Below are 19,543 nucleotides of genomic sequence, written 5' to 3' on the forward strand. Positions count from 1 at the left end.
AACAACTAGAAAATATATTCAATTATTTGGTCAATTTTCGCCATATCTTTTAATGGCAAATGCTCAATTTGACTTAATTTTCTTTCAGTGAAGTCCAAAGATTTCAGTTGTGAGATCACTACTTGTCCATGGGTTTCTATGTCATCGGGCAACGTATATCGAGTGGGAATATTTTTAATGGTGGAAGTAATCGGGCAAATCACAGCAAACATGGTTTTCCGATTAAATTCATATCTTGACACGACTAAACCAGGGCGTCTCTTCTGAATTTCTTTACCTGCAGCAGGATCAAAATCAATCCATACAATATCTCCTTTTTTGGGAATGTACTTCTTTTCAACGTTCATTAAAAAAGTTCTCTCCCCTCAGGTGCAAGATCATGCCACTCATCTTTTTCATAATACTCACCTTCTGGACCTTCACTAAATGGATCCTGAATTTTAGGGACTAATGTAATTGTACCGTCGTCAGAATACATCACAATATATTCTTGGTCGACTTTTGGTTTTTTACCATTATCAGTGGGTAAAGTTAAAACGACCGAGTTTCCTTGTCTTCTTGATTTAGTTGTTAGCATGAAATCACTCCCTTCGCTTCATTATACTATGCCTTTGCAATGATAGAAAGAATTTTAAATCACACTTAATGTGACTGAGTTTACTATATAATGCGTGTGGGACAAAAATCACTTTGGATTTTTGCTCCACGCTCAAAAACTGATAAACGGCGGGAACAGAAGCAACACTACGCGTTGCTCCGATCTCAACAACTTCTAAGGTGTTTTCTCGACATGCGTCTCGTCACAGTACAGCCTTCAAAAGAGCTACAGCTCTAAGAGTTGCGATGTTTCACTGTGAAGCATGAACAGATGAAATCATCGTACCTACTTGGTTCTCGGAGTTAAACGCTTCTGGCCCGACCTCCTTTTCCCCTATCTTCTATTCACACAAAAAAACGAATGCAAAGATGCATTCGTTTTTGACTAACCGCCACCTAATAAAAAGTCTAGGACATTCATGCCGCCGCTTGTTTGGCTGCGGTAAAGTTCGGTGTAGCCGCATTGGGTACAGCTAATTGTAATAAATTTTTTATTTTGAACATCAAAAATTTTCGCAAAGTTCCCACCTGTTGCTTGAAATTGGTCCGACACATAGTGCATGTTGCCACATTTCTCACAAACATATTGTTGCTTTTCCATTCCCCTCACTCCTTCTCAATAAAACAAGTATAGCAAACGCCTGCTTCATTTTCCTCCATCCTAAGATGGATTTTTTCACTAGTTGACCAAGCCTTTTCCTTTCCGCTACAATAAGCATAACGAATCGGAGGAAAAAATATGTCGACAAAAAGCCAAGTCCTAACTTTATTGATGAAACAAACGCCCGCATTCCTTTCGGGCGAAGAGATGGCACAACGTCTGTCCTTATCTCGCACAGCTATTTGGAAAGCAATTAATGAATTGAAAAAAGATGGCTATCAAATTACTAGCGTGCAAAATAAGGGGTATCGCCTTGAGAAATCAGATGTCCTTTCTGCAGAAGGCATTCAGTTGGCATTATGGCCACAAACACCGCCTTTAACAATTACCGTCCTAGAAACATCTGAATCTACCATGACCGATGCTAAGCGGGCGATTTTAGACCAGACGCCCGACAATACATTGATTGTTGCTGACATGCAAGAAATGCCGCGGGGCAGGTTCGGCCGACCGTTTTTCGCTACGCCAGGTAAAGGGATTTACATGAGCATGGTGCTTCAACCGAACCAAAATTTTGAAGAAATCGCCCAATATACTGTGATTATGGCCGTAGCGGTCGCTCGAGCAATGGATGCTCTGGCAGGCGTTCACACAGAAATTAAATGGGTCAATGATCTTTATTTAAACGGCAAAAAAGTTTGCGGGATTTTGTCGGAAGCCATGAGCAATGTGGAAACAGGGCAGATTTCTAATGTTATCATCGGCATGGGGATTAATTTTTCAATTACAGAAACCGAATTTCCTGAGGACATTCGGCAGAAAGTGACTTCTCTTTTCCCAGATGGTGAACCGACAGCGACGCGAAATGAATTAGTCGCCAACATTTGGAATCATTTTTATCAAATTTTAGACGAACGTTCAACGAAAGACTTTTTAGAAGAATACCGACAACGCTCCTTTGTGATTGGCAAAGACGTCGCTTTTACCCAAAACGGGCAAGACTTCCGCGGCGTTGCGACAACCATTAATGGAAATGGAGAATTGATTGTCCAGTTGCCTGATGGCACGGCCAAAACGTTGTCTTCTGGGGAAATTAGTTTGGACCAGATTGGTGAATGGCGTCGAGGATAAGTGGGGAAGTTTAGAAAAAGAGCAAGAAAGCATCTGTCTAAATTTAAACAGATGCTTTCTTGCTCTTTAAAAATCAACTTCTTTTTGTGCTAACATTTCGCACAATTCTTTTGGGAAATTCGTATAGGGATTTTCATTGATTTTCATTTCTTCTAAAGGAGACAACCAGTTTTTATTCGTATTCTGAAAAGCAATAGCTACTTTTTCTTCAAGATACTTACATACTTCTGCGCCTTTAAAATTTCGATAACTGTCTTTTAAATGCAGAACTTTCTCTAATCTCCCATATAAATTTTCTCTAGTCATGTATCGATTGACTTCCTCAAAGTGAAGTAATAACCAGAGTTCAAAGCATTCATTTGAAAAAATTGTCTTGATTTCAGGACGATGTCGTTGCGCACATCTTACCGCGTTTTCAATCGATTCTGTGGTTTGTTCGTCCTTGTCATACATAACATAAAACAAATCATAATTGTCTCGCTCCGCTTTTCCCATACTCCGAATACAGGAAACGGCGTATTCGACCAACGCCTCTCCTTGACGTCTACATGTTTTTACTTTGAGTTTACTTTTAATATTGACTGCAGAATATTTTCGTTTAATCAATCTAAGGTAAGCTTCTTCTGTTTCTCCTTCGCAAAAAATCATGACATTTGGTTTTAATTTCTTTCCTTTTTTTACCCTTTTTATTTTTGGCATACCAACTTCTACTCCTTTACCTTCACTGCCTGAACGATTTCACTTCGATCAATATGAGGAACACCACCGAACAGACCATTTAAATAACGGCGATAATATGTGATATCTCCGCGACCTTTTTTTGGGTCTGCTTCAAAGTCATACAAAGCGTATAATTCGCTGGCGCCACGATAATTCTTATCTGTGAAGTAAATTTGATCCTTTCTCAATTGATTATCCATCAAATGAAGTTCATGGGAGGTCAAGATAAATTGTGTATTCGTCTCTATGGCATTGAACGCTTCTAACAATGTTCCTGACAACTCTTGATGAAATGCATCATCAAATTCATCAAAAACAAAAACTTTTTCTTCTGGATTAAATAAAATATTTAGCGCTAAGCCAATTAATTTTTTCGTCCCAGAAGATTCCAAATCATAATGAATACGTTCTTGTCCGACCACTTGATTCATTTCGTCATATTGGTTATAAACAGAGTACAGCGAATACAGACTTTTCTTGACTCGACCGATTTCAATGGTCGGGTCTTTTTCTTGGATAATTCGTTCTAAAACAGCGGCTAATTTTTCTTGTTTCGAGTAATCTTCCTCTTTGTCTTTCACAGGAACCAGATCAACCATGTTCATATCCGCAAGTTTCAAAAAGTTCAAGACTTTCTCTTTGTCTTTTTCATTGCTCAGCCGTTCAATATTCCATAAAGACCCATCAAAAATAACTAACTGATTGGCAAACCAACGAACGACATTCGTAGCGTGCTGATCATTTTTTGATTCCAACGTATGGATAACTAACGAATTAGACTTAATTTGTGTTTGGTATTCTTGATATTTTTCTGGAAAAACGGAAGATTCCGCACCGTCTCTCTTAAAATAATAAACAAAATCATCCTGCGTTTTGTCATAAATCTCTAAAGATTCCTTAACTACTTCGCGCGCTGTGTTAGCTAACGAATAGCGATACAAGACACTGTCATTAATAAATTCAATGGTCATAACAGATGGGCTCTGTTTAGTGAGAGGGTCTAACGCAAAAGGTTCATATAATAAAGCATCATTAATCGAAGCTTGTTCTCTTAAAACTAATGTTTTTAATGCATTTAACCCACTCACTAAATTTGATTTTCCTGAACCATTTCCCCCAAAAACAATGGCACTCTTCAGTAACCTTAGTTTTTCTGGGTAATTTTTAGGTTTCACTTCGAAACGATTATTGACATACTTTCGTAAATACGCACCTGTTTGTAGGGAAAGTGTTTGTTCCTCTTTAAAAGATAGAAGATTTTTGACTGTAAAATTAACTAGCATGCTGTTCACCTCCTCGTTTTTTCATCTATTCTTTTATTATATCGTTAAAGACTGATGCTGTAAAACGTTTTTCCGTTTTTAAAATAAATTTCCCGAAATAACGCTTTTCCCCCACACCTTTAAATTTATTTAAAAAACAATAAATTTTCTTAAACTTCATTGTGAGAACCGCTGCATAAATTCTATACTTCTAGCGTTAGATAAAATAACCTTGTTAGGTGAGGCTCCTATCCAAACATAGGCTATTGCGCAGAAATGTCGAAAGACACCAATGTGTAAAACAGGAATGGTCGAATTAAGGCTCTTCTAAAAATAGCTAAGAGAAATCTTTACGTTGGATAGTGCTAAAGCTCAGACGATGAGAACCGATTGGCTTGCTGTGTCCTGTTTAGTCACAAGCGCTTATTTACGATCGATGCTGGCTTAGTCTACTCTTTCAAGGGAAAAAGAAAGGGATTCTCATGCAAACATCGAATAAAAAATTTCCACTTTATGCCCTAACAACGCTTGGTTTTACTTTCCTCACTTTGTTAGTGGCGGCTAGTCCAAATTGGTTTCAACAAATGGACGAAGCTATCTATCACATCAAATGGCAATTAAATGCCCCACTTTTAACAGCAGTCAATCTGTTAGCAAAAACAGCCACGATTGGACCAATGCTGCTATTCTTCTTATTATTGATGGTATACCTTTTACGCAAAAAAGAAAAAATCCTAGCCTTTTGGGCTGTCAGTAACCTATTAGCTGTCGGCTTTTTAGGGAGCGTTTTTAAACATGTGGTGGGTCGGGCTCGACCAAACCTAGGCGCTTTAGCTGACCGGAGCTCTGCTAGCTTTCCCAGCGGACATTCATTATTAGCAATGGCGCTAGTCTGTACGATTTTGATCGTTTTGGCCTATCTTCATGTCGAAAAAACCAAAGGCATCAAAATTTTCTTACTCACTTATTTAGTTTTGATTGTGTTAGGTCGCTTAATCTTACGCGTTCATTATCCTAGTGATGTCATCGCTGGTATGCTCCTAAGTTATAGCTGGATCAACTTTTCATTTCAAATTGTTCAACGTTATTTGCCGACACCTGAACCAGAGGAAGCAGAAGTACCGACACAACGCCGGCGCCGCCATTCTCGTAAAAGAAAAAGTTTATTCGTGGTCTTCAGTTTAACCCTTTTATTTTTAGGCACACTTTCTGTTTCGGCTTACGGCGTCAGCATGTATCGCAATTTGCAAAAAACGGCGAACACCATGTATAAACCAAGAAAATCTTCCACGAAGAGTCCCGATTTAGCCAAAGGGGAACCGGTTAGTTTCTTAATTATGGGGATTGCGAATGACTCAAAACGCAAAACCGATTACCGCTCCAACGCCTTAATGGTGGTTACAGTGAATAATCAATTACAAAAAACTACCATCACTAGCATCCCGCGTGACTACTATGTGGAAATGGCTGGCACCAATGGCGAATACAATAAAATCAATGCGGCCCACGTTTTCGGTGGTGCCGATATGCAAATTAAAACGGTTGAAAATGTCTTGCACATCCCAATCAATCATTACTTTTCAATTGATATGGATGCTATGAAGGACCTTGGCGATGCGGTGGGCGGCGTCACTGTTGACAATGCCTTTGCTTTTGACGCTGAAGGGATTCATTATCCGAAAGGCAAACAGCATTTAGGTGGCTGGGAAGCTTTACAATACGCGCGCATGCGTTACGAAGACCCCGAAGGCGACTATGGTCGTCAACGCCGCCAACGAGAAGTTTTAATCGAATTAACCAACAAGCTACTTTCTTTTAACAGCTTGCTAAAATATCAAGAAATTCTGGACGTAATCGGCGAACATGGCGAAACCGACTTATCCTTTGACCAAATGATGGCAATGCTAAAAAAATACACCCCCGCACTAAAAACGATTGAAACCGATCAATTAAAAGGCTACGATTACACTGGCGATGGCGTGACAGGGATTGAAGGTATTTCTTATCAACTTGTGGAAGAGAGTGAACGCCAACGTGTCGAAAATGCCATCAAAGAACAAATGAACCTCTCTACAAAAGACACTGAACAATCGCAATAACGACTAAAAAGCAGCGCCCCTTAATGAAAGGGGCGCTGCTTAACTTTGCCTAGTTAGACGGTCATTTCAAAAATATTAATTTTTGTCACCGTTAGTAACGGCTCTACATCAGAGAGGTATGTTAGCGCATAGCTCTCTTTTCATTACCATTATAGTACAATTGCCTAAAAAATATATTGGAAACTAATTATTTTTTGTTTTACATAGTATACTCTAAGCGTAGAGAAGTTATGGCGGCGGCAAGCGCACAGGAACATGCGCTTTGCAACAAGAATCGCAACGTTAATCTTCGGAATCCTAAAAGCTGTTAAAGAAGACAAGAAAAAATAACCGTCTACTTTGACCAAGTACGGTTATTTTTAAATAATCCAAAAGGTCACCGTCTTAAACCGCTCTACACTAGAGAGGTATGTTGGCGCATACCTCTCTTTTCATTGCTATTATAGCACACTTACCTAAAAAAATATATTGAAAACTAATTATTTTTTAGCCCCACATGGTATAATGTATGTGTAGAGAAGTTATGGCGGTGGCTATCCAATCTGAAAGAGAGGTGATGCGTATGCACGTATTTCCGAAATTCACAGAAAGGAGAGGCCTTTTGTCAGCATATGAAACAATTCAGACAATTCTTGGGTTTGGTATGTTTACCATTGCTTTGATTGCGCTGATTGTGAAATTGCTTAAAAATGACAAGAAAAAATAACCGTCTACTTTGACCAAGCACGGTTATTTTTAAATAATAAAATTGGTCACCGTCTTAAACGGCTCTACATCAGAGAGATATGTTGGAAGCATATCTCTCTTTTCTTTATCATTATAGCACAACAACCCTAAAAAGACCATCAATAAAAAATGCCTGAGCCTCCTATTTCAAGGCTCGGGCATTTTTATTTTAGGGACCAGTCACCAAATTCCAAGTGACCGCAGCATTGTACTGTTGTCCTTTGGTTCCTTGGTTGGCTGGTACTTCTAATTTAATGTTCTCAAACGTAAAATCCAGTTGGTAGACGTCACTACCTGTGAACTGTTGGTTTGCGACAACACTGGTTGCCACATTATTCGCCGTTAAGCTCAAAGAACTAGTCTTACCAACTGCTTTGATTTGTTCGGTTGCTTCGTTATAATTTGTAAAACTTGAAACATTCGCTGGACCTAACAATAAACGAGTCGCTGTTGGCAGACTATCTGTGGTTGCTTTCGGTTGAGATAGTTGCGCTGTCATCTGCCAATTCGGTTGATTTTTCTTAATTCGCAAGTAAGGATTGCGTGTACCATTTTCGTAGTAATCGGCCGCTTTTTTCAAGCCTGATTGTTGCGTTTTACTAGCAATATTCATTTTTCCAAAATCAAAGGTTGGCACGCTGATAAAGCCTTCTGTTGGTGTAATTGTTCCTTGGGTTGTATCTGTCAGACGTACCGCATCCGCGGCGCTCACTGTCGCAAAATTTCCTGTAACATCAAGGGTTGCCGTCAAGCGTTGGTCTGATGTTCCTGAAATTTTGGTGCCAACAAGCGTCACGTTGGCTGTTTGACCTGCCGGTATTTCAAGACCTGTTAAGCTGATTCCTTCAGACCAAGTAGTCGCCGTTACTGGATAAATTTTCGGTGCTTGTCCGTCCAATTGGACAGAAAGTGACGTCGGCGTACCAATTCCTGCAGGCCAAGTAGTCGCTGGTTTCACTGTCAGCGTTTTAAGTGGTGCCAGGCTAGTATTTTTCAGTGTTGCCACCCAATCTACACTATCGTCATTATTCACGACACGGTTGGTGCTGGTCAAAGTTAAAGCAGCAGTCGGCGTTTCTTCTTCATAGACCGCCGTCATATCGTCATTATCATCAAAATCCACCAAATAATTAGGAGTAGCCGTTGTTTTTAAGGTCGTTGGCTTGGTGGTTCCTTTATACCAACCAACAAACTTATAGGTTTTTGCCCCAGCCGCATAAACGCTTGGTAAAGCTTTTGAAGCAGTATAAGTAAAAGGATCACTGGTGACTGTGACTTGATTCCCTTGCGTAAATCCTTGAGGTGGCGTGATTTTTGCGCCAGATTTATCTACAAAGTTTTCAGTCACTCGGCGATTGGTCGCATAGTAATAGATTGGCTTATTAGGATACATTTCTACGCCTGTTGGTGCCACGCTACTTCGAATTAACGTAGCTTTGTACAAACTAGAGAAACTTTGTGTAGGCTCTTCTTTCCAATGAAACTCAATTATTTTGTATTGATTGGCTTTGACTTTCGAAGCAGAAAAGTAAGGTGGTTGTGCCCCCTCATCATACAGATTACCACTAAACATATTCTCAACACGCCCTGCAACTGGATAATCTAGTCCTTGATAGTTGGCAGGTTTCGTAAAAGAAATTTCTTGGTATTGTCTTGGAATCGTAATCAATGAATTTTTTGTTCCATAGAAATTCATCTGGGGAGTCAATACATATTCCTTTTGCGGGATCGTCAAAGTTTTAACGTTGCCTGTACTGTCGACAGCTGAAACATTACTTAAAACCGTACTCAGCCCATCGATTGTTTCAACAATATCCGTAGTCACCTGAAACCCTGTTGGCTGAAGCAATTGCCCATCTTCCCCAACAAAACCAAATGTCACCGCATTTCCGCCGTATTTAATTTCTTCGTAAACAACGGTTAAATCATCGTTATCATCGAAAGTTGTATCATACTCAGGCGTTCGACTCGTTTCCAATACCTTAGGTTTGGTTTTGCCTTTATACCAGCCTTTAAATCGGTATGCTTTATTGTTTAAAAAATAACTAAACGGCAATTCCTTTGCCAATTTAAAATGATAAGTATCACTGTCAATCACCGTTTGATTCCCTTGCGTGAAGCCTGTAGGCATCGGTACCTCAGCACCTGCTTCATTAACATAGTGTTCAGTGACGCGGCGGTTTTCTAAGAAATAGTACATCGTGTTATCGGTCGTGAAATAAGCTGGATAAATCTCGGTCGTCGCCATGTTTAAAGTTGCACTAAATCCCGTGTTGGTAACGTCAGGTTGCCAACTACTTCTGTACATACGATAGCTATGAGGCGTCGGTAAATTATATAAACTATAGCGAGTGCCATCCGTTGTTATCCGTTCATCTGCCTGACCACTAATATGCCTTAACAGCGTTGTCGCCAAAGGATAGGCGGTCGTTGAGCCAGTGTAGAATGAACCAGGTGTGACTGTTGGAATTTTATAGCGCTTGGGAATAGTCAACCGAAAATCGGTTACCCCAGAAGAAGCAACTTTAATTTTAGGTACATAGGTTAGTGTTTGGCTAGGAACGGTTAACTGTTTTAAATTGCCTACATTAGCGCCTGTAATAGCCCCCACCTTCTGGACCACCTTATCCTCGACAGTTGTTAAGTTCGCCTGAATGTCTACATTCGTTGGCGCAACAAGCGCCCCTTTTTCATCAACAAAGCCAAACTTATAGGTAACTTCTGGAATAGTAGTGGTCATTTCATCGACTTCATCATAAAAAACATATAAATTGTCGGCATTATCATAAGTGACATCGAACTCTGGCGTCAATGAGGTTTCTAACTTAACGGCTTTCGGGTCCGCTGGTCTTGCTGACCCTTTGTACCAGCCTTTAAACTGGAAATGACGATTCCCAGAAGAGTAACTTGCTGGAAACGCCTTTGGTGCTTTATAGTGAAAATTGTCTGAATCAACCACTGTTTTTGAAAGACTGGCATTATACCCTGTAGGATAGGCAGGTAAAGCGCTTGGTACCATGGTACTATAATAAATATTAACCCGTCTGTTGGGTACATAATAGTAAACCGTGTCATCCGTCGTATAATAAGCATTGACACCACTTGTCGTGGCCAGACTAAAGCCATAAGCAAACTTAGTCTTTGATACATCACTGTTCCAAGCAGTTGTAGTAAACTCGTATTGCTTCGGAATAGTTCTAGCCAACTTAAAGCGTATACCACTCTCATCTATTTCTGTTACTTCATTGTTTGGGACGCTAACTCTCTTAGATTGAGCGATTGGAAATGTCGTGCCTGTATGATAACTAGTGGGGGATATTTGAGGTAAATCATAGTAATCAGGTAAACGAATCTGACTATTCTGAACCCCCGAATACCCCGTATTTCCCGTACTATCATCATCAGCCAACATCACTGTCGGCACCGTCATTTCTTTAAGATTACCGACATTGCTTGTGACAACCTCACCAACTTTGCCAGAAGTACCTTGCGCTTCAACCTTCATTACATCGCCAGTAATCGTGACTTTAGCGGGATCAATATAATTACCCGCTTCATCAATAAACGCTAATTTATACGTTTTGGCGGGAACAGCAACAGTACCTGCCCGATTTTCTCGTTTGCTCCCTTGCTGTGAGTCAGGCATAAGCGGAACAGGCTGATCCAGTTGAACGTTTTCAGAAACTTCTGCCACTGGCGGTTCTTCTGGTTGCGCTTCTGCCACCGTTGTTGTAATTGGTGGAATCACTGGTAGTCCTCGAAGAGGTGCTCCGCTCTCTGAACTTTCTGGTGGTGCATCAGTTTGCGGTTCTTCTTGTGGTTTTTCTTGAGTGATATTTGGTGCGTTTATGGTTTCAGCAACTGCTGGGATGCCATTTAATGAACTGATTAGTAAAGAACCACACAAAGCGATTGCAAATAAACGGTTTCTTTTTTGATTCATGCCATTCTCCTTTTTTATGTAACTTTTTATTGTTATTTTTATTGTCCTATGTATGATTTTTTGTATGATTTTCATTTTATCAAAAAAAGGCCCCACTGAAATTTTAAATTTTGATACGACAACTTGATATTTCCAATGATTCCTTTTATACCAAGGAGGAGCCACTGTTTTTTGGTAAAAAACAGCCTGGAAATCAGTGGAATTCACCATTTTCTCTCTAATTTCCGCTGATTTTTCTTGATATTTATTGAAAAAAACTCAAAATGTTAGTAATCAGAACTAACATTTTGAGCTTTTCTTCTCTATTCTTAACAATTAGGGAACAGGAAAATCTTTTAAAGCTTAAAAATGACAATAAAAAATAACCGTCAACTTTGACTGAGTACGGTTATTTTTTGTAACTAAAAAGGTCACCGTCTTAAACGGCTCTACATCAGAGAGGTATGTTGAAGCATATCTCTCTTTTCATTGCTATTATAGCACAATTTCCTAAAAAAATATATTGAAAACTAATTATTTTTTAGTTCTAAATGGTATAATAAAAGTGTAGAGAAGTTATGGCGGTGGCTATCCAATCTGAAAGGTGGTGGTGCTTATGAATGTAAGTACTAAAATCTATGAAAGGAGAGGCCTTTTGTCTATCGCAGAAGCTTTAGCTCTGATGATTAGTTTCGGTTCTTTTATCGCGACTTTAATCTTCGGAATCCTAAAGGTTGTTAAAGAAGACAAGAAAAAATAACCGTCTACTTTGACCAAGTACGGTTATTTTTAAATAATCCAAAAAGTCACCGTCTTAAACGGCTCTACACTAGAGAGGTATGTTACAGCATATCTCTCTTTTCAATGCTATTATAGCACAACGACCATCAAAAGACCATCAATAAAAATGCCCGAGCCTTAGAAAAATAAGAGGCTCGGGCATTTTTATTTTAGGGGCCAGTCACTAAATTCCACGTGACCGCGGCTTGGTATTGTTGGCCAGCCATACCTTGGTTGGCTGGCACTTCTAGTTTGATGTTAGCAAACGTGAAGTCTAGTTGGTAAACGTCACTGCCTGTGAACTGTTGGTTTGCGACCACCGCTGTTGCGGCATTGTCGGCGGTTAAAGTCACGGTGCTGGTCTTGCCAAGTGGTGTCCTGGTTTCTGTTGGTTGGTTGTAATCGGTAAAGCTGGCAGCAGCGGCCGTTCCTAGCAACAAGCGGGTCGTTGTTGGCAGGCTGTCTGTGGCTGATTTTGGTTGCGACAGCTGGGCCGTTAAACTCCAATTGGCTTGGCTAGTATTCAGGCGTAAATAAGGGTTGCGAGTGCCATTGCCGTAGTAATCTGCGGCCTTCTTCAAACCATATTGTTGCTTACTTCCTGAAATTGCTAGTTTACCAAAATCAAATGTTGGCGTACTAATAAAGCCGTCGCCGTCAGGACTCGTAATTTCTTGATCTAAGTCTTTAATACGGACCGTATCTTTGGCAGTTAAACTGCCAAAGTTGCCCGTTACTTCAACATCAGCGGTTAAAACTTGACCAGGATTTCCTGTAACGGCGGTTCCTAATAAGTTCATTTTTAATTGACCGCCAGCTGGTAAAGGCTGATCCAACGTGATGGACACTCCTGCACCGGTCGTCCATTGTTCTTTGGTGACAGGAAAAGCTTTGGTGTTTTGACCCGTTCCTTGTACAAATATCGTGTTGGGTGCGCCGATGCCGGCCGCCCAAGTTGCCGTTGGCTTGATTTTAATGGTGGTTAACGGCGCTTCGCCTGTGTTCTTCAGTAGTGCTTCCCAGTAGTCCATTGTGGCGCCATTTTCGATTATGTCAACGGCACCTGTTAACGTTAGTTCCGCGGTGGGAATCGCTTCTTGGTACACAGCGGTCATGTCGTCCTCATCATTAAAAGTTGGTGTAAAACTTGGGGTCGTTGTCGTCTTTAATGTTGCTGGCTTGCTTTTACCTTTAAACCACCCTTGGAAGATATAGGTTTTTTCACCAGCTTGGTAGATTTTCGGTAAAGCTTTTGCGGCAGTGTAGACATAGTTTTCACTGTCCATCACTAGCTGATTTCCTTGTGTAAAGCCAGTTGGTGGCGTGATTTTTGCACCACCATCATCTACAAAATGTTCAGTGACCCGCCGATTTTCTAAGTAATAATAAATGGTGCCATCGGGGGTCGATAAATTATAGTTGCCCCCAGCAGTTCCTGAATAGATACTCATTGAGTAAAGTGTCTTCGTGGGGTCCCACGTCCAGTAAGAACGGCGGGCAGTATAGCGCGTAGCACTTTTTTTGGTCAAGTTATACGCAGTGGTTCCCACTAAACTACTAACAATGTTGTCGGGGTTTTCGATGCCACGGCGCACTTCATTTGGTACTGGATACTTGGTTTTATCCCCTGTATACGCAGTAGTTGGTTTAATCGAAATCGTCTGGTAATACTTAGGAATTTCAACACTCACTTCTTGCGGGCCATAAGTCACGATTGTCCCATCGTCTGGGCGTGTGTAGACTTTTTGCGGGATGGCTAATTTCTTTAATTGACTTGCTAGCATATCGATTCCATCAATTGTGGGAAAAGTCGTCATTTCCCCTGTGGCTCCGTCACTTTCACCCATGGTCGCACTTAGCTTAAACTTGGCGGGATTAATCAAGTTTCCTTGCTCATCAACATAGCCGAACAAAGCTTCTCTCGCTGGCAACGTATAAGTTTTCATCACTGCTTCTTCATAGACCACATGCAAATCGTCATTGTCATCATAGGTCACCGCATAACTAGGCGTTTTGGTGGTTTCCAACGTGCTAGGTTTCGCATTCCCTTTGTACCAACCTTTAAATAAATACGTCTTCCCATCACTGCCTGTGTAACGCTCAGGCAAGGTGCCTTCTTGGGTAAAAGTAAAATCCTCCCCCGTCACAATGGTTTTCTTATCCTGCGTAAAACCTTCTGGCACAGGAATCGCCCCGCCTACGGGATTCTCAAATTTTTCCGTGACACGCCGCTTGGTTAAATAATAATACACAGGACCCGCTGTTCCTCGTCTTTGGTGCGAACTAGTTGGACCGCCGACATCTCCATAAAAATAGGTCAGTGCATACGTAACGCCTCCTGGTGCCGTAGCTACCGTATATTTAAACGTCTTTTTAGGACCAAACGTCAGCTTATTGGGCATTTTTTCATTGGTTAACTCTAATTCCGTCTCCGCATTGGCGCCCACATAGTTCGTCACTTTGCCCCCAACGTTCGCAAAAACCGTTGGCACTGGATATTGCGTAGTGTCTCCTGTATAAAACGTACTTGGTCGAATATCCAGGCTTTGATACTCCTTAGGAATAGTAAACGACACTTCAGAAACGCCATAAATATTACTTGGATTCTGGTTATTTGTATCATATTTAAAAGCTGGTGACGTTGGAATAGACAGTAACTTTCCGCCATTCACAGTGGTAGGCTCAAGGGGGGTTCGTTGTAATTTCTCTTCATAAAACGAAAACGTGGAAAGATTGACCGCCATCGTAATTCGGTCGGGATCAAACAACGTCCCGTCTTCCTCCACAAAGAAAAAGGGAATCTCGCGCCCTTCCACAGAAGAATAACCAATCGCTCGAGAAGCAATTCTTGCCGTTTCCTGCGACGGCACTGTTTTCGCTTCACTAGCGACCGTTGCCTGTGACTCTTCGGTTGTTTGTGTCGTCTGGCTCGCTTCGTCACTAGACTGAGATGTTGCTACTCCTTGCTCCGTCTCCCCAGTAATCGTTTCCGCTAACACAGTCACACCAACCACTGAATCCATGAACAAAGAACAACTTAACCCAACAACTAGCCATCTTTTCCAATTTACTCGCTTCATCTTGCTCCTTCTTTCTATGTAAAAATTCAATCTATAGTCTCTATAAAGTCCTTTCTTAATCAGTATCCTGTTATTATCTATACTGATAACTAGCATTTTTTATTTATTTTACCAAAGAACACACCGCTTGAAATTTCAAATTTTGACATATTGAGTGCCGTTTTTTAGTGATTCCTATCCTTTCAAGGCTGAGCGCCTCTGTTCCCTTTGAAAACAAGTGTTATTTTAGCGAAAATCAAGGATTTAAACGCTCTTTTGATGAACTCCAACTGTTTTTTCCTTAATATTTAAACCAAAAAGCTCAAAATGTTAGTGATAACCACTAACATTTTGAGCTTTTCTCATGATAACTTAACTATTTTAAGGACCTGTAACTAGGTTCCATGTAACTGCGGCCTTGTATTGTTGCCCTTTAACACCTTGATTGGCTGGCACTTCAAGTTTGACATTATTGAAGGTGAAGTCCAACTGATAAACATTACTACCTGTGAATTGCTTGTTGGCAATAATACTCGTCGCCGTGTTGTTGGCTGTTAAGCTAATGGCACTCGTGGTACCGACCGCATTTTTCAACTCGGTTGGTTGATTGTAATTGGTGAAGCTAGAGACAGGCGCCGCCCCTAATAATAAGCGGGTCGCTGTAGGCAAGCTGTCTGTCGCTGATTTTGGTTGCGACAGTTGCGCCGTTAGGCTCCAACTTGGTTGCGTTTTCTTGATTCGGACATACGGATTGCGGGTACCGTTACCGTAGTAATCCGCGGCTTTTTTCAAGCTGTGTTGTTGCTTAGTTCCTGCAACGCCCACTTGGCCGAAGTCGAAGGTTGGCACACTGATGAAGCCTTCGGTCGTTGGTGTAACTACTTCTTGATCATTTGGACGAATTCTCACGAAGTTATCCACTGTACGATCTTTAATACCACCAAACACTACAACTTCTGCTTTCAAAACAGTGTTTGGTCTCCCTGTTGCGCGAGTTGTGAAAGCAACTGAAACTTTTTTACCGATAGGAACAGCATTTGGTAAAGAAACCCCATCTGTCCAAAGTGTACTATTTACTGGGATTGATTTTGTCGTTTCTCCTTCTGGTGTCACTTCCATAAAGGTCGGGATCGTCAGACCAGCTGACCAATTGGGCCCTTTTTTCAAGGTGAGATTTTGTAAGGGTGCTTTGCTGGTATTCGTGATCGTTGTTGTCCAGATTACATTGGTATTCGTATCGATCACTTCTTTTGGTCGAGTTAATGTGACACTAGCTGTTGGTATTTCTTCCTTATACATGGCGGTCATATCGTCATTGCCATCAAAGGTCGCATTGAACGTTGGTGTTGTGGTTTTGTTCAACGTACTTGGCTTGGTTTTCCCTTTATACCACCCTTGGAAGGTATAAGTCTTGCCACCTGTAGTATACGTCGCTGGTAAAGCTTTTGCCGCTGTGTACTTGAAGGTGTTACTGTTCATTGGTACTTGGTTACCTTGGGTGAAGCCTGTTGGTGCAGTAATCTTGGCACCGTTGGCATCCACGAAGTTTTCAGTAACTTGTTTCCGTGTGACTTTGTAGACTAATTTCGCATCATTGGTAGGATTGTTACTGAAAAGGTTCGTATGAAAAAGATACTTTCCAGTAGAACTCATGCTACTGCCTATGCTCATGCCCAAAAATCTATAAGTAGTATTGGAAAAATTGGTTCCATTTTTATTAAAGCTTAGCCCATTAATATCTGCTGTAGGCAGATTACTCGCCATAGGCGCTACACTCGAATCGATTATCGTTGAACTACCCAATGCATACTCATAACGATACACATTCAAACCGCTACTTTGAACAGCTTCTACTTGAATGCTATCAACATATTTTAACTGTTGATCAATTGCCAACTTGTCTAACTTAAAACTAAGGGCATTTGAACCAATTGGCGGGTTGCCATTCGTATATTTTTTAAACAACTCTTGGGACAATGGGATACTACCGTTGTTAACACTTACTGTGTATTGTCCATTACCCTTACTTTTTGAGGTCACGTCATATAAATTGGTAATTACGTTGTCACTAGCTCTTTGTACATTGTACTTACCACTAAAAGTTAACGCTGGTGTAAACGCACCACCTTTTTCATTCACAAAATTCAGATTGATTGATGGATAAAAGGTCGTAACTGTTTCTTCTTCATACACCACATTCAAATCATCATTGTCATCGTAGGTCACTTGATAACTTGGCGCTTTGGTAGTTGTCAATGTGTTGAGTATGGACTTGCCTTTGTACCAACCTTTGAACTTGTAGGTCTTACCGCCTGTTGTATAGGTGTCAGGTAAGGTACCTGCTTGTTTGAAGGTATAGGCATCACTTGTAATCACCGTTTTTTTACCTTGAGTGAAACCTGTTGGCGCGGTGATTTTGGCACCGCTTGTGTCTACGAAGTTTTCAGTGACACGGCGGTTTTCTAAGAAATAATACATGGTCTCGTCTGTAGTGTAGTAAGCAGGTGCATTTCCTGTTGCATTTGCTGTTGATAAAATTAAGTCAAATACGGTTTTAGTTGTATCTGACTCCCAGAAGAGTTGTCGTATTCGATAAGAATGAGCGGTTGTCGTTGTAGCTAAAGTATAATCACTACCATCTGTTACTAAACGATCATCAGGTAAGACACCACCTACATATCTCATTCTTGTTGTAGCGATTGGATAAGCGGTACTAGAACCTGTATAATACGTTCCTGGCTTAACTGTTGGCAACTTATACCGTTTAGGAATAATTAAACGTAAATTTGTGCTACCAGAATAGGCAGGATTAACCGAAGGTGTATACGTTAGTTGTTGGCTCGGAATCGTTAACTGTTTCAAATTACCATTATTCACGCCACTAGCTGTGCCGACTTGTTTCGGCGTGCCATTCATGATAGTTGTTAAATTAGTTGTCATGTTAAAATTCGTTGGTGCGACTAACGCACCTTTTTCATCGACAAAACCAAATTTATACGTAACTGCTGGAATCGTGGTGGTCTTTTCTTTTGTTTCCTCATACACCACATTCAAGTCATCATTCCCATCATACGTCACCGCATAACTTGGTGCTTTGGTGGCGGTCAAGGTGCTTGGTTTAGTTTTGCCTTTGTACCAGCCTTTGAACTTGTAGGTCTTACCACCTGTTGTATAGGTGTCGGGTAAGGTACCTGCTTGTTTGAAGGTAAAGTTATTGCTGGTCATTGGTGTTTTCTTATTTTGGGTAAACCCTGTTGGCGGTGTAATGGCTACGCCACTAGTATTGACGAACTTTTCGGTGACTTGTTTACGTGTGACCTTATATTCTTTTGTTACCGCACTGTAATCAGTCGTTCCGCTAAAATTATTCAAAACAAGTTTTTTACTACCAGCATCTGATTCTATGCCCATACGCAGTAATGACGAAATCAAATCAGTCGCTACTGTTGTTCCCCATGTAGAGACCATTCTAAAACTATTGTCAGATTGCTTTATAAACTCTCTAGACCTATCTGGATTCAATATAATTGTATCCCATACGCCTTTATCCGAGGTGTTCGGATTCGTTGTATAAAATACAAACTTTACAACATTGCTCGTTTCTTCTATTCTGTCTACGTATTTTAATGCTGTCGTGATAGACAAATTGTCTAATGCATAGCCTGAATTGGATACTCCATTTCCCAAATCTGTAAAAGTATATGGTACAGGGACTGGCGTGCTGGTCGAAATTACATATGTTCCACCGCTCTTATTTGAAGAATTAATCTTATAGCCAGTACCAACTGTATAGAAATCATTACTGTCTTTTCTTCCATATTTTATATAATTCCCCGAAATCACGAGTGGTTCATTAAACGGCATATTACTTTCATCAATGAACTTTAAAGTCGTACCTACATACATATTAGTTCCTGTTGGTAACCAACGATTTTGTCTACCATCTTCAGGTGTATGTTCTTGGACAGCTTCTGAAGATTCCGTTGGTACTTCTGTTTCTGCTTGTTTCTCCGCTTCTTTCGTTTCTTCTTCCTGACTCGTGTCAGTTGTTACTTGACTATTTTCCGTACTGGCTTTCGTTGTTTCTTCCTTCACGCTACTGGCTGGTGTCTCTTCCTTGACACTACTTTCGGCGGTTGGACTACTTTCAATCGTCACGGTTTCCGCAACTGCCGTCACGCCAGAAAAGGCATTCACTAGCAAAGAACTACATAAGCCAATAGCTGCAAGACGTTGCCATTTATTTCGCTTCATGTCGTCCCCTCTTTCTATGTACGATTCCCGCCAAGCCAATTAAGACCAAGCCGAGAATGCTCAAATTTGCCTGACTCTTGCTCCCTGTACGAGGGAGCGTTGAGCCAGTTGTGGTGGTCTGTGTCGAACCACCACTTCGTTGATCTCCTTGCGGAGGACCAGCTGGTTCCTTGGGATCAGCAGCTGGCGCATCTGTTTTCGGTGGGGGATCTTTAGGAGCGGGTGTTGTCGGATTTTGGTAAAATTCAATCCCCACCGAACTAGAACCACCATCAGACGCTTCAACATTTATAAAAAAACTAGAAGAAGATAGTAGACACACAATCATTAAATAACGCTTTTTTTTCATTGAAAAACCTCCTTTTAACTCGCTAGCCTTTCTTGCCCTTTTA

General features: G+C 40.9%; 13 protein-coding genes and 1 riboswitch. Of the genes, 4 read left to right on the top strand and 9 right to left on the bottom strand.

The genetic code is table 11. The annotated features are described in order from the left end of the window. Positions 1-5 precede the first annotated feature (5 nt). The 3 genes from IGJ63_RS12710 to IGJ63_RS12720 form a co-directional block, all read right to left on the bottom strand. Positions 6-347, bottom strand: coding sequence for a type II toxin-antitoxin system PemK/MazF family toxin (locus IGJ63_RS12710; protein WP_002360937.1), 342 nt, complete (start codon positions 345-347; stop codon positions 6-8). After that, positions 347-577 (bottom strand): type II toxin-antitoxin system PemI/MazE family antitoxin, encoded by a 231-nt coding sequence (gene mazE, locus IGJ63_RS12715; RefSeq protein ID WP_002367500.1) that lies wholly within the window; start codon positions 575-577, stop codon positions 347-349. Before mazE ends, IGJ63_RS12710 begins: the two co-directional genes overlap by 1 nt. Before the next feature lie 405 nt (positions 578-982). Beyond that, positions 983-1,198: a zinc ribbon domain-containing protein gene (locus IGJ63_RS12720; RefSeq protein WP_002354768.1), complete on the bottom strand. Its 216-nt coding sequence runs from the start codon at positions 1,196-1,198 to the stop codon at positions 983-985. Between the two features lie 138 nt (positions 1,199-1,336). Here IGJ63_RS12720 and IGJ63_RS12725 point away from each other — a divergent pair, with 138 nt between their 5' ends. After that, positions 1,337-2,329 carry a biotin--[acetyl-CoA-carboxylase] ligase gene (locus tag IGJ63_RS12725; protein ID WP_002358973.1) on the top strand — a complete coding sequence of 331 codons (993 nt, stop codon included), beginning with the start codon at positions 1,337-1,339 and terminating at the stop codon, positions 2,327-2,329. A 66-nt stretch (positions 2,330-2,395) separates the two neighbouring features. On the opposite strand, the gene IGJ63_RS12730 is transcribed toward IGJ63_RS12725, so the two are convergent. Both IGJ63_RS12730 and IGJ63_RS12735 read right to left on the bottom strand, forming a co-directional pair. Further along, positions 2,396-3,028 carry an RloB family protein gene (locus tag IGJ63_RS12730; protein WP_002358972.1) on the bottom strand — a complete coding sequence of 211 codons (633 nt, stop codon included), beginning with the start codon at positions 3,026-3,028 and terminating at the stop codon, positions 2,396-2,398. 8 nt (positions 3,029-3,036) lie between these two features. Next, positions 3,037-4,332: an AAA family ATPase gene (locus tag IGJ63_RS12735; protein WP_086318120.1), complete on the bottom strand. Its 1,296-nt coding sequence runs from the start codon at positions 4,330-4,332 to the stop codon at positions 3,037-3,039. Positions 4,333-4,535: 203 nt separating this feature from the next. Then, positions 4,536-4,702: riboswitch (M-box (ykoK) riboswitch) on the top strand. 91 nt (positions 4,703-4,793) lie between these two features. On the opposite strand from IGJ63_RS12735, the gene IGJ63_RS12740 reads away from it, so the two are divergent. Both IGJ63_RS12740 and pepG1 read left to right on the top strand, forming a co-directional pair. Continuing rightward, a complete protein-coding gene (locus IGJ63_RS12740; RefSeq protein WP_010820356.1) occupies positions 4,794-6,410 on the top strand; it encodes a phosphatase PAP2/LCP family protein in 1,617 nt (538 codons plus the stop codon). 562 nt (positions 6,411-6,972) lie between these two features. Then, positions 6,973-7,116 carry a type I toxin-antitoxin system toxin PepG1 gene (gene pepG1, locus IGJ63_RS12745; protein ID WP_277813408.1) on the top strand — a complete coding sequence of 48 codons (144 nt, stop codon included), beginning with the start codon at positions 6,973-6,975 and terminating at the stop codon, positions 7,114-7,116. Between the two features lie 189 nt (positions 7,117-7,305). Here the strand turns inward: pepG1 and IGJ63_RS12750 are convergent, their stop codons facing one another. Next, entirely contained in the window at positions 7,306-11,289 is a 3,984-nt protein-coding gene (locus IGJ63_RS12750; protein ID WP_438746591.1) for a WxL domain-containing protein, read from the bottom strand. Between the two features lie 385 nt (positions 11,290-11,674). Here IGJ63_RS12750 and IGJ63_RS12755 point away from each other — a divergent pair, with 385 nt between their 5' ends. After that, positions 11,675-11,818, top strand: coding sequence for a putative holin-like toxin (locus IGJ63_RS12755; protein WP_002387585.1), 144 nt, complete (start codon positions 11,675-11,677; stop codon positions 11,816-11,818). A 190-nt stretch (positions 11,819-12,008) separates the two neighbouring features. Here IGJ63_RS12755 and IGJ63_RS12760 read toward each other — a convergent pair whose 3' ends face one another. The 3 genes from IGJ63_RS12760 to IGJ63_RS12770 all read right to left on the bottom strand — a co-directional run bounded on the left by IGJ63_RS12760 (position 12,009) and on the right by IGJ63_RS12770 (position 19,500). Next, the gene (locus tag IGJ63_RS12760) at positions 12,009-14,918 is read right to left on the bottom strand and encodes a WxL domain-containing protein (RefSeq protein ID WP_438746593.1); all 2,910 of its coding nucleotides are present in this window, start codon (positions 14,916-14,918) and stop codon (positions 12,009-12,011) included. 360 nt (positions 14,919-15,278) lie between these two features. Next, positions 15,279-19,151 carry a WxL domain-containing protein gene (locus IGJ63_RS12765; RefSeq protein ID WP_438746595.1) on the bottom strand — a complete coding sequence of 1,291 codons (3,873 nt, stop codon included), beginning with the start codon at positions 19,149-19,151 and terminating at the stop codon, positions 15,279-15,281. After that, positions 19,138-19,500: an LPXTG cell wall anchor domain-containing protein gene (locus tag IGJ63_RS12770; protein ID WP_438746597.1), complete on the bottom strand. Its 363-nt coding sequence runs from the start codon at positions 19,498-19,500 to the stop codon at positions 19,138-19,140. Before IGJ63_RS12770 ends, IGJ63_RS12765 begins: the two co-directional genes overlap by 14 nt. Positions 19,501-19,543 lie beyond the last annotated feature (43 nt).

The sequence above is a fragment of the Enterococcus sp. DIV1375a genome (assembly GCF_051712205.1).
Lineage (GTDB): Bacteria > Bacillota > Bacilli > Lactobacillales > Enterococcaceae > Enterococcus > Enterococcus faecalis.

Coding starts and splice junctions, on each gene's coding strand:
- IGJ63_RS12720 (WP_002354768.1), bottom strand. CDS start 1,198: ATGGAAAAGCAACAATATGTTTGTGAGAAATGTGGCAACATGCACTAT.
- IGJ63_RS12770 (WP_438746597.1), bottom strand. CDS start 19,500: ATGAAAAAAAAGCGTTATTTAATGATTGTGTGTCTACTATCTTCTTCT.
- IGJ63_RS12730 (WP_002358972.1), bottom strand. CDS start 3,028: ATGCCAAAAATAAAAAGGGTAAAAAAAGGAAAGAAATTAAAACCAAAT.
- IGJ63_RS12710 (WP_002360937.1), bottom strand. CDS start 347: ATGAACGTTGAAAAGAAGTACATTCCCAAAAAAGGAGATATTGTATGG.
- IGJ63_RS12725 (WP_002358973.1), top strand. CDS start 1,337: ATGTCGACAAAAAGCCAAGTCCTAACTTTATTGATGAAACAAACGCCC.
- IGJ63_RS12740 (WP_010820356.1), top strand. CDS start 4,794: ATGCAAACATCGAATAAAAAATTTCCACTTTATGCCCTAACAACGCTT.
- IGJ63_RS12760 (WP_438746593.1), bottom strand. CDS start 14,918: ATGAAGCGAGTAAATTGGAAAAGATGGCTAGTTGTTGGGTTAAGTTGT.
- IGJ63_RS12765 (WP_438746595.1), bottom strand. CDS start 19,151: ATGAAGCGAAATAAATGGCAACGTCTTGCAGCTATTGGCTTATGTAGT.
- pepG1 (WP_277813408.1), top strand. CDS start 6,973: ATGCACGTATTTCCGAAATTCACAGAAAGGAGAGGCCTTTTGTCAGCA.
- IGJ63_RS12750 (WP_438746591.1), bottom strand. CDS start 11,289: ATGGTGAATTCCACTGATTTCCAGGCTGTTTTTTACCAAAAAACAGTG.
- IGJ63_RS12735 (WP_086318120.1), bottom strand. CDS start 4,332: ATGCTAGTTAATTTTACAGTCAAAAATCTTCTATCTTTTAAAGAGGAA.
- mazE (WP_002367500.1), bottom strand. CDS start 577: ATGCTAACAACTAAATCAAGAAGACAAGGAAACTCGGTCGTTTTAACT.
- IGJ63_RS12755 (WP_002387585.1), top strand. CDS start 11,675: ATGAATGTAAGTACTAAAATCTATGAAAGGAGAGGCCTTTTGTCTATC.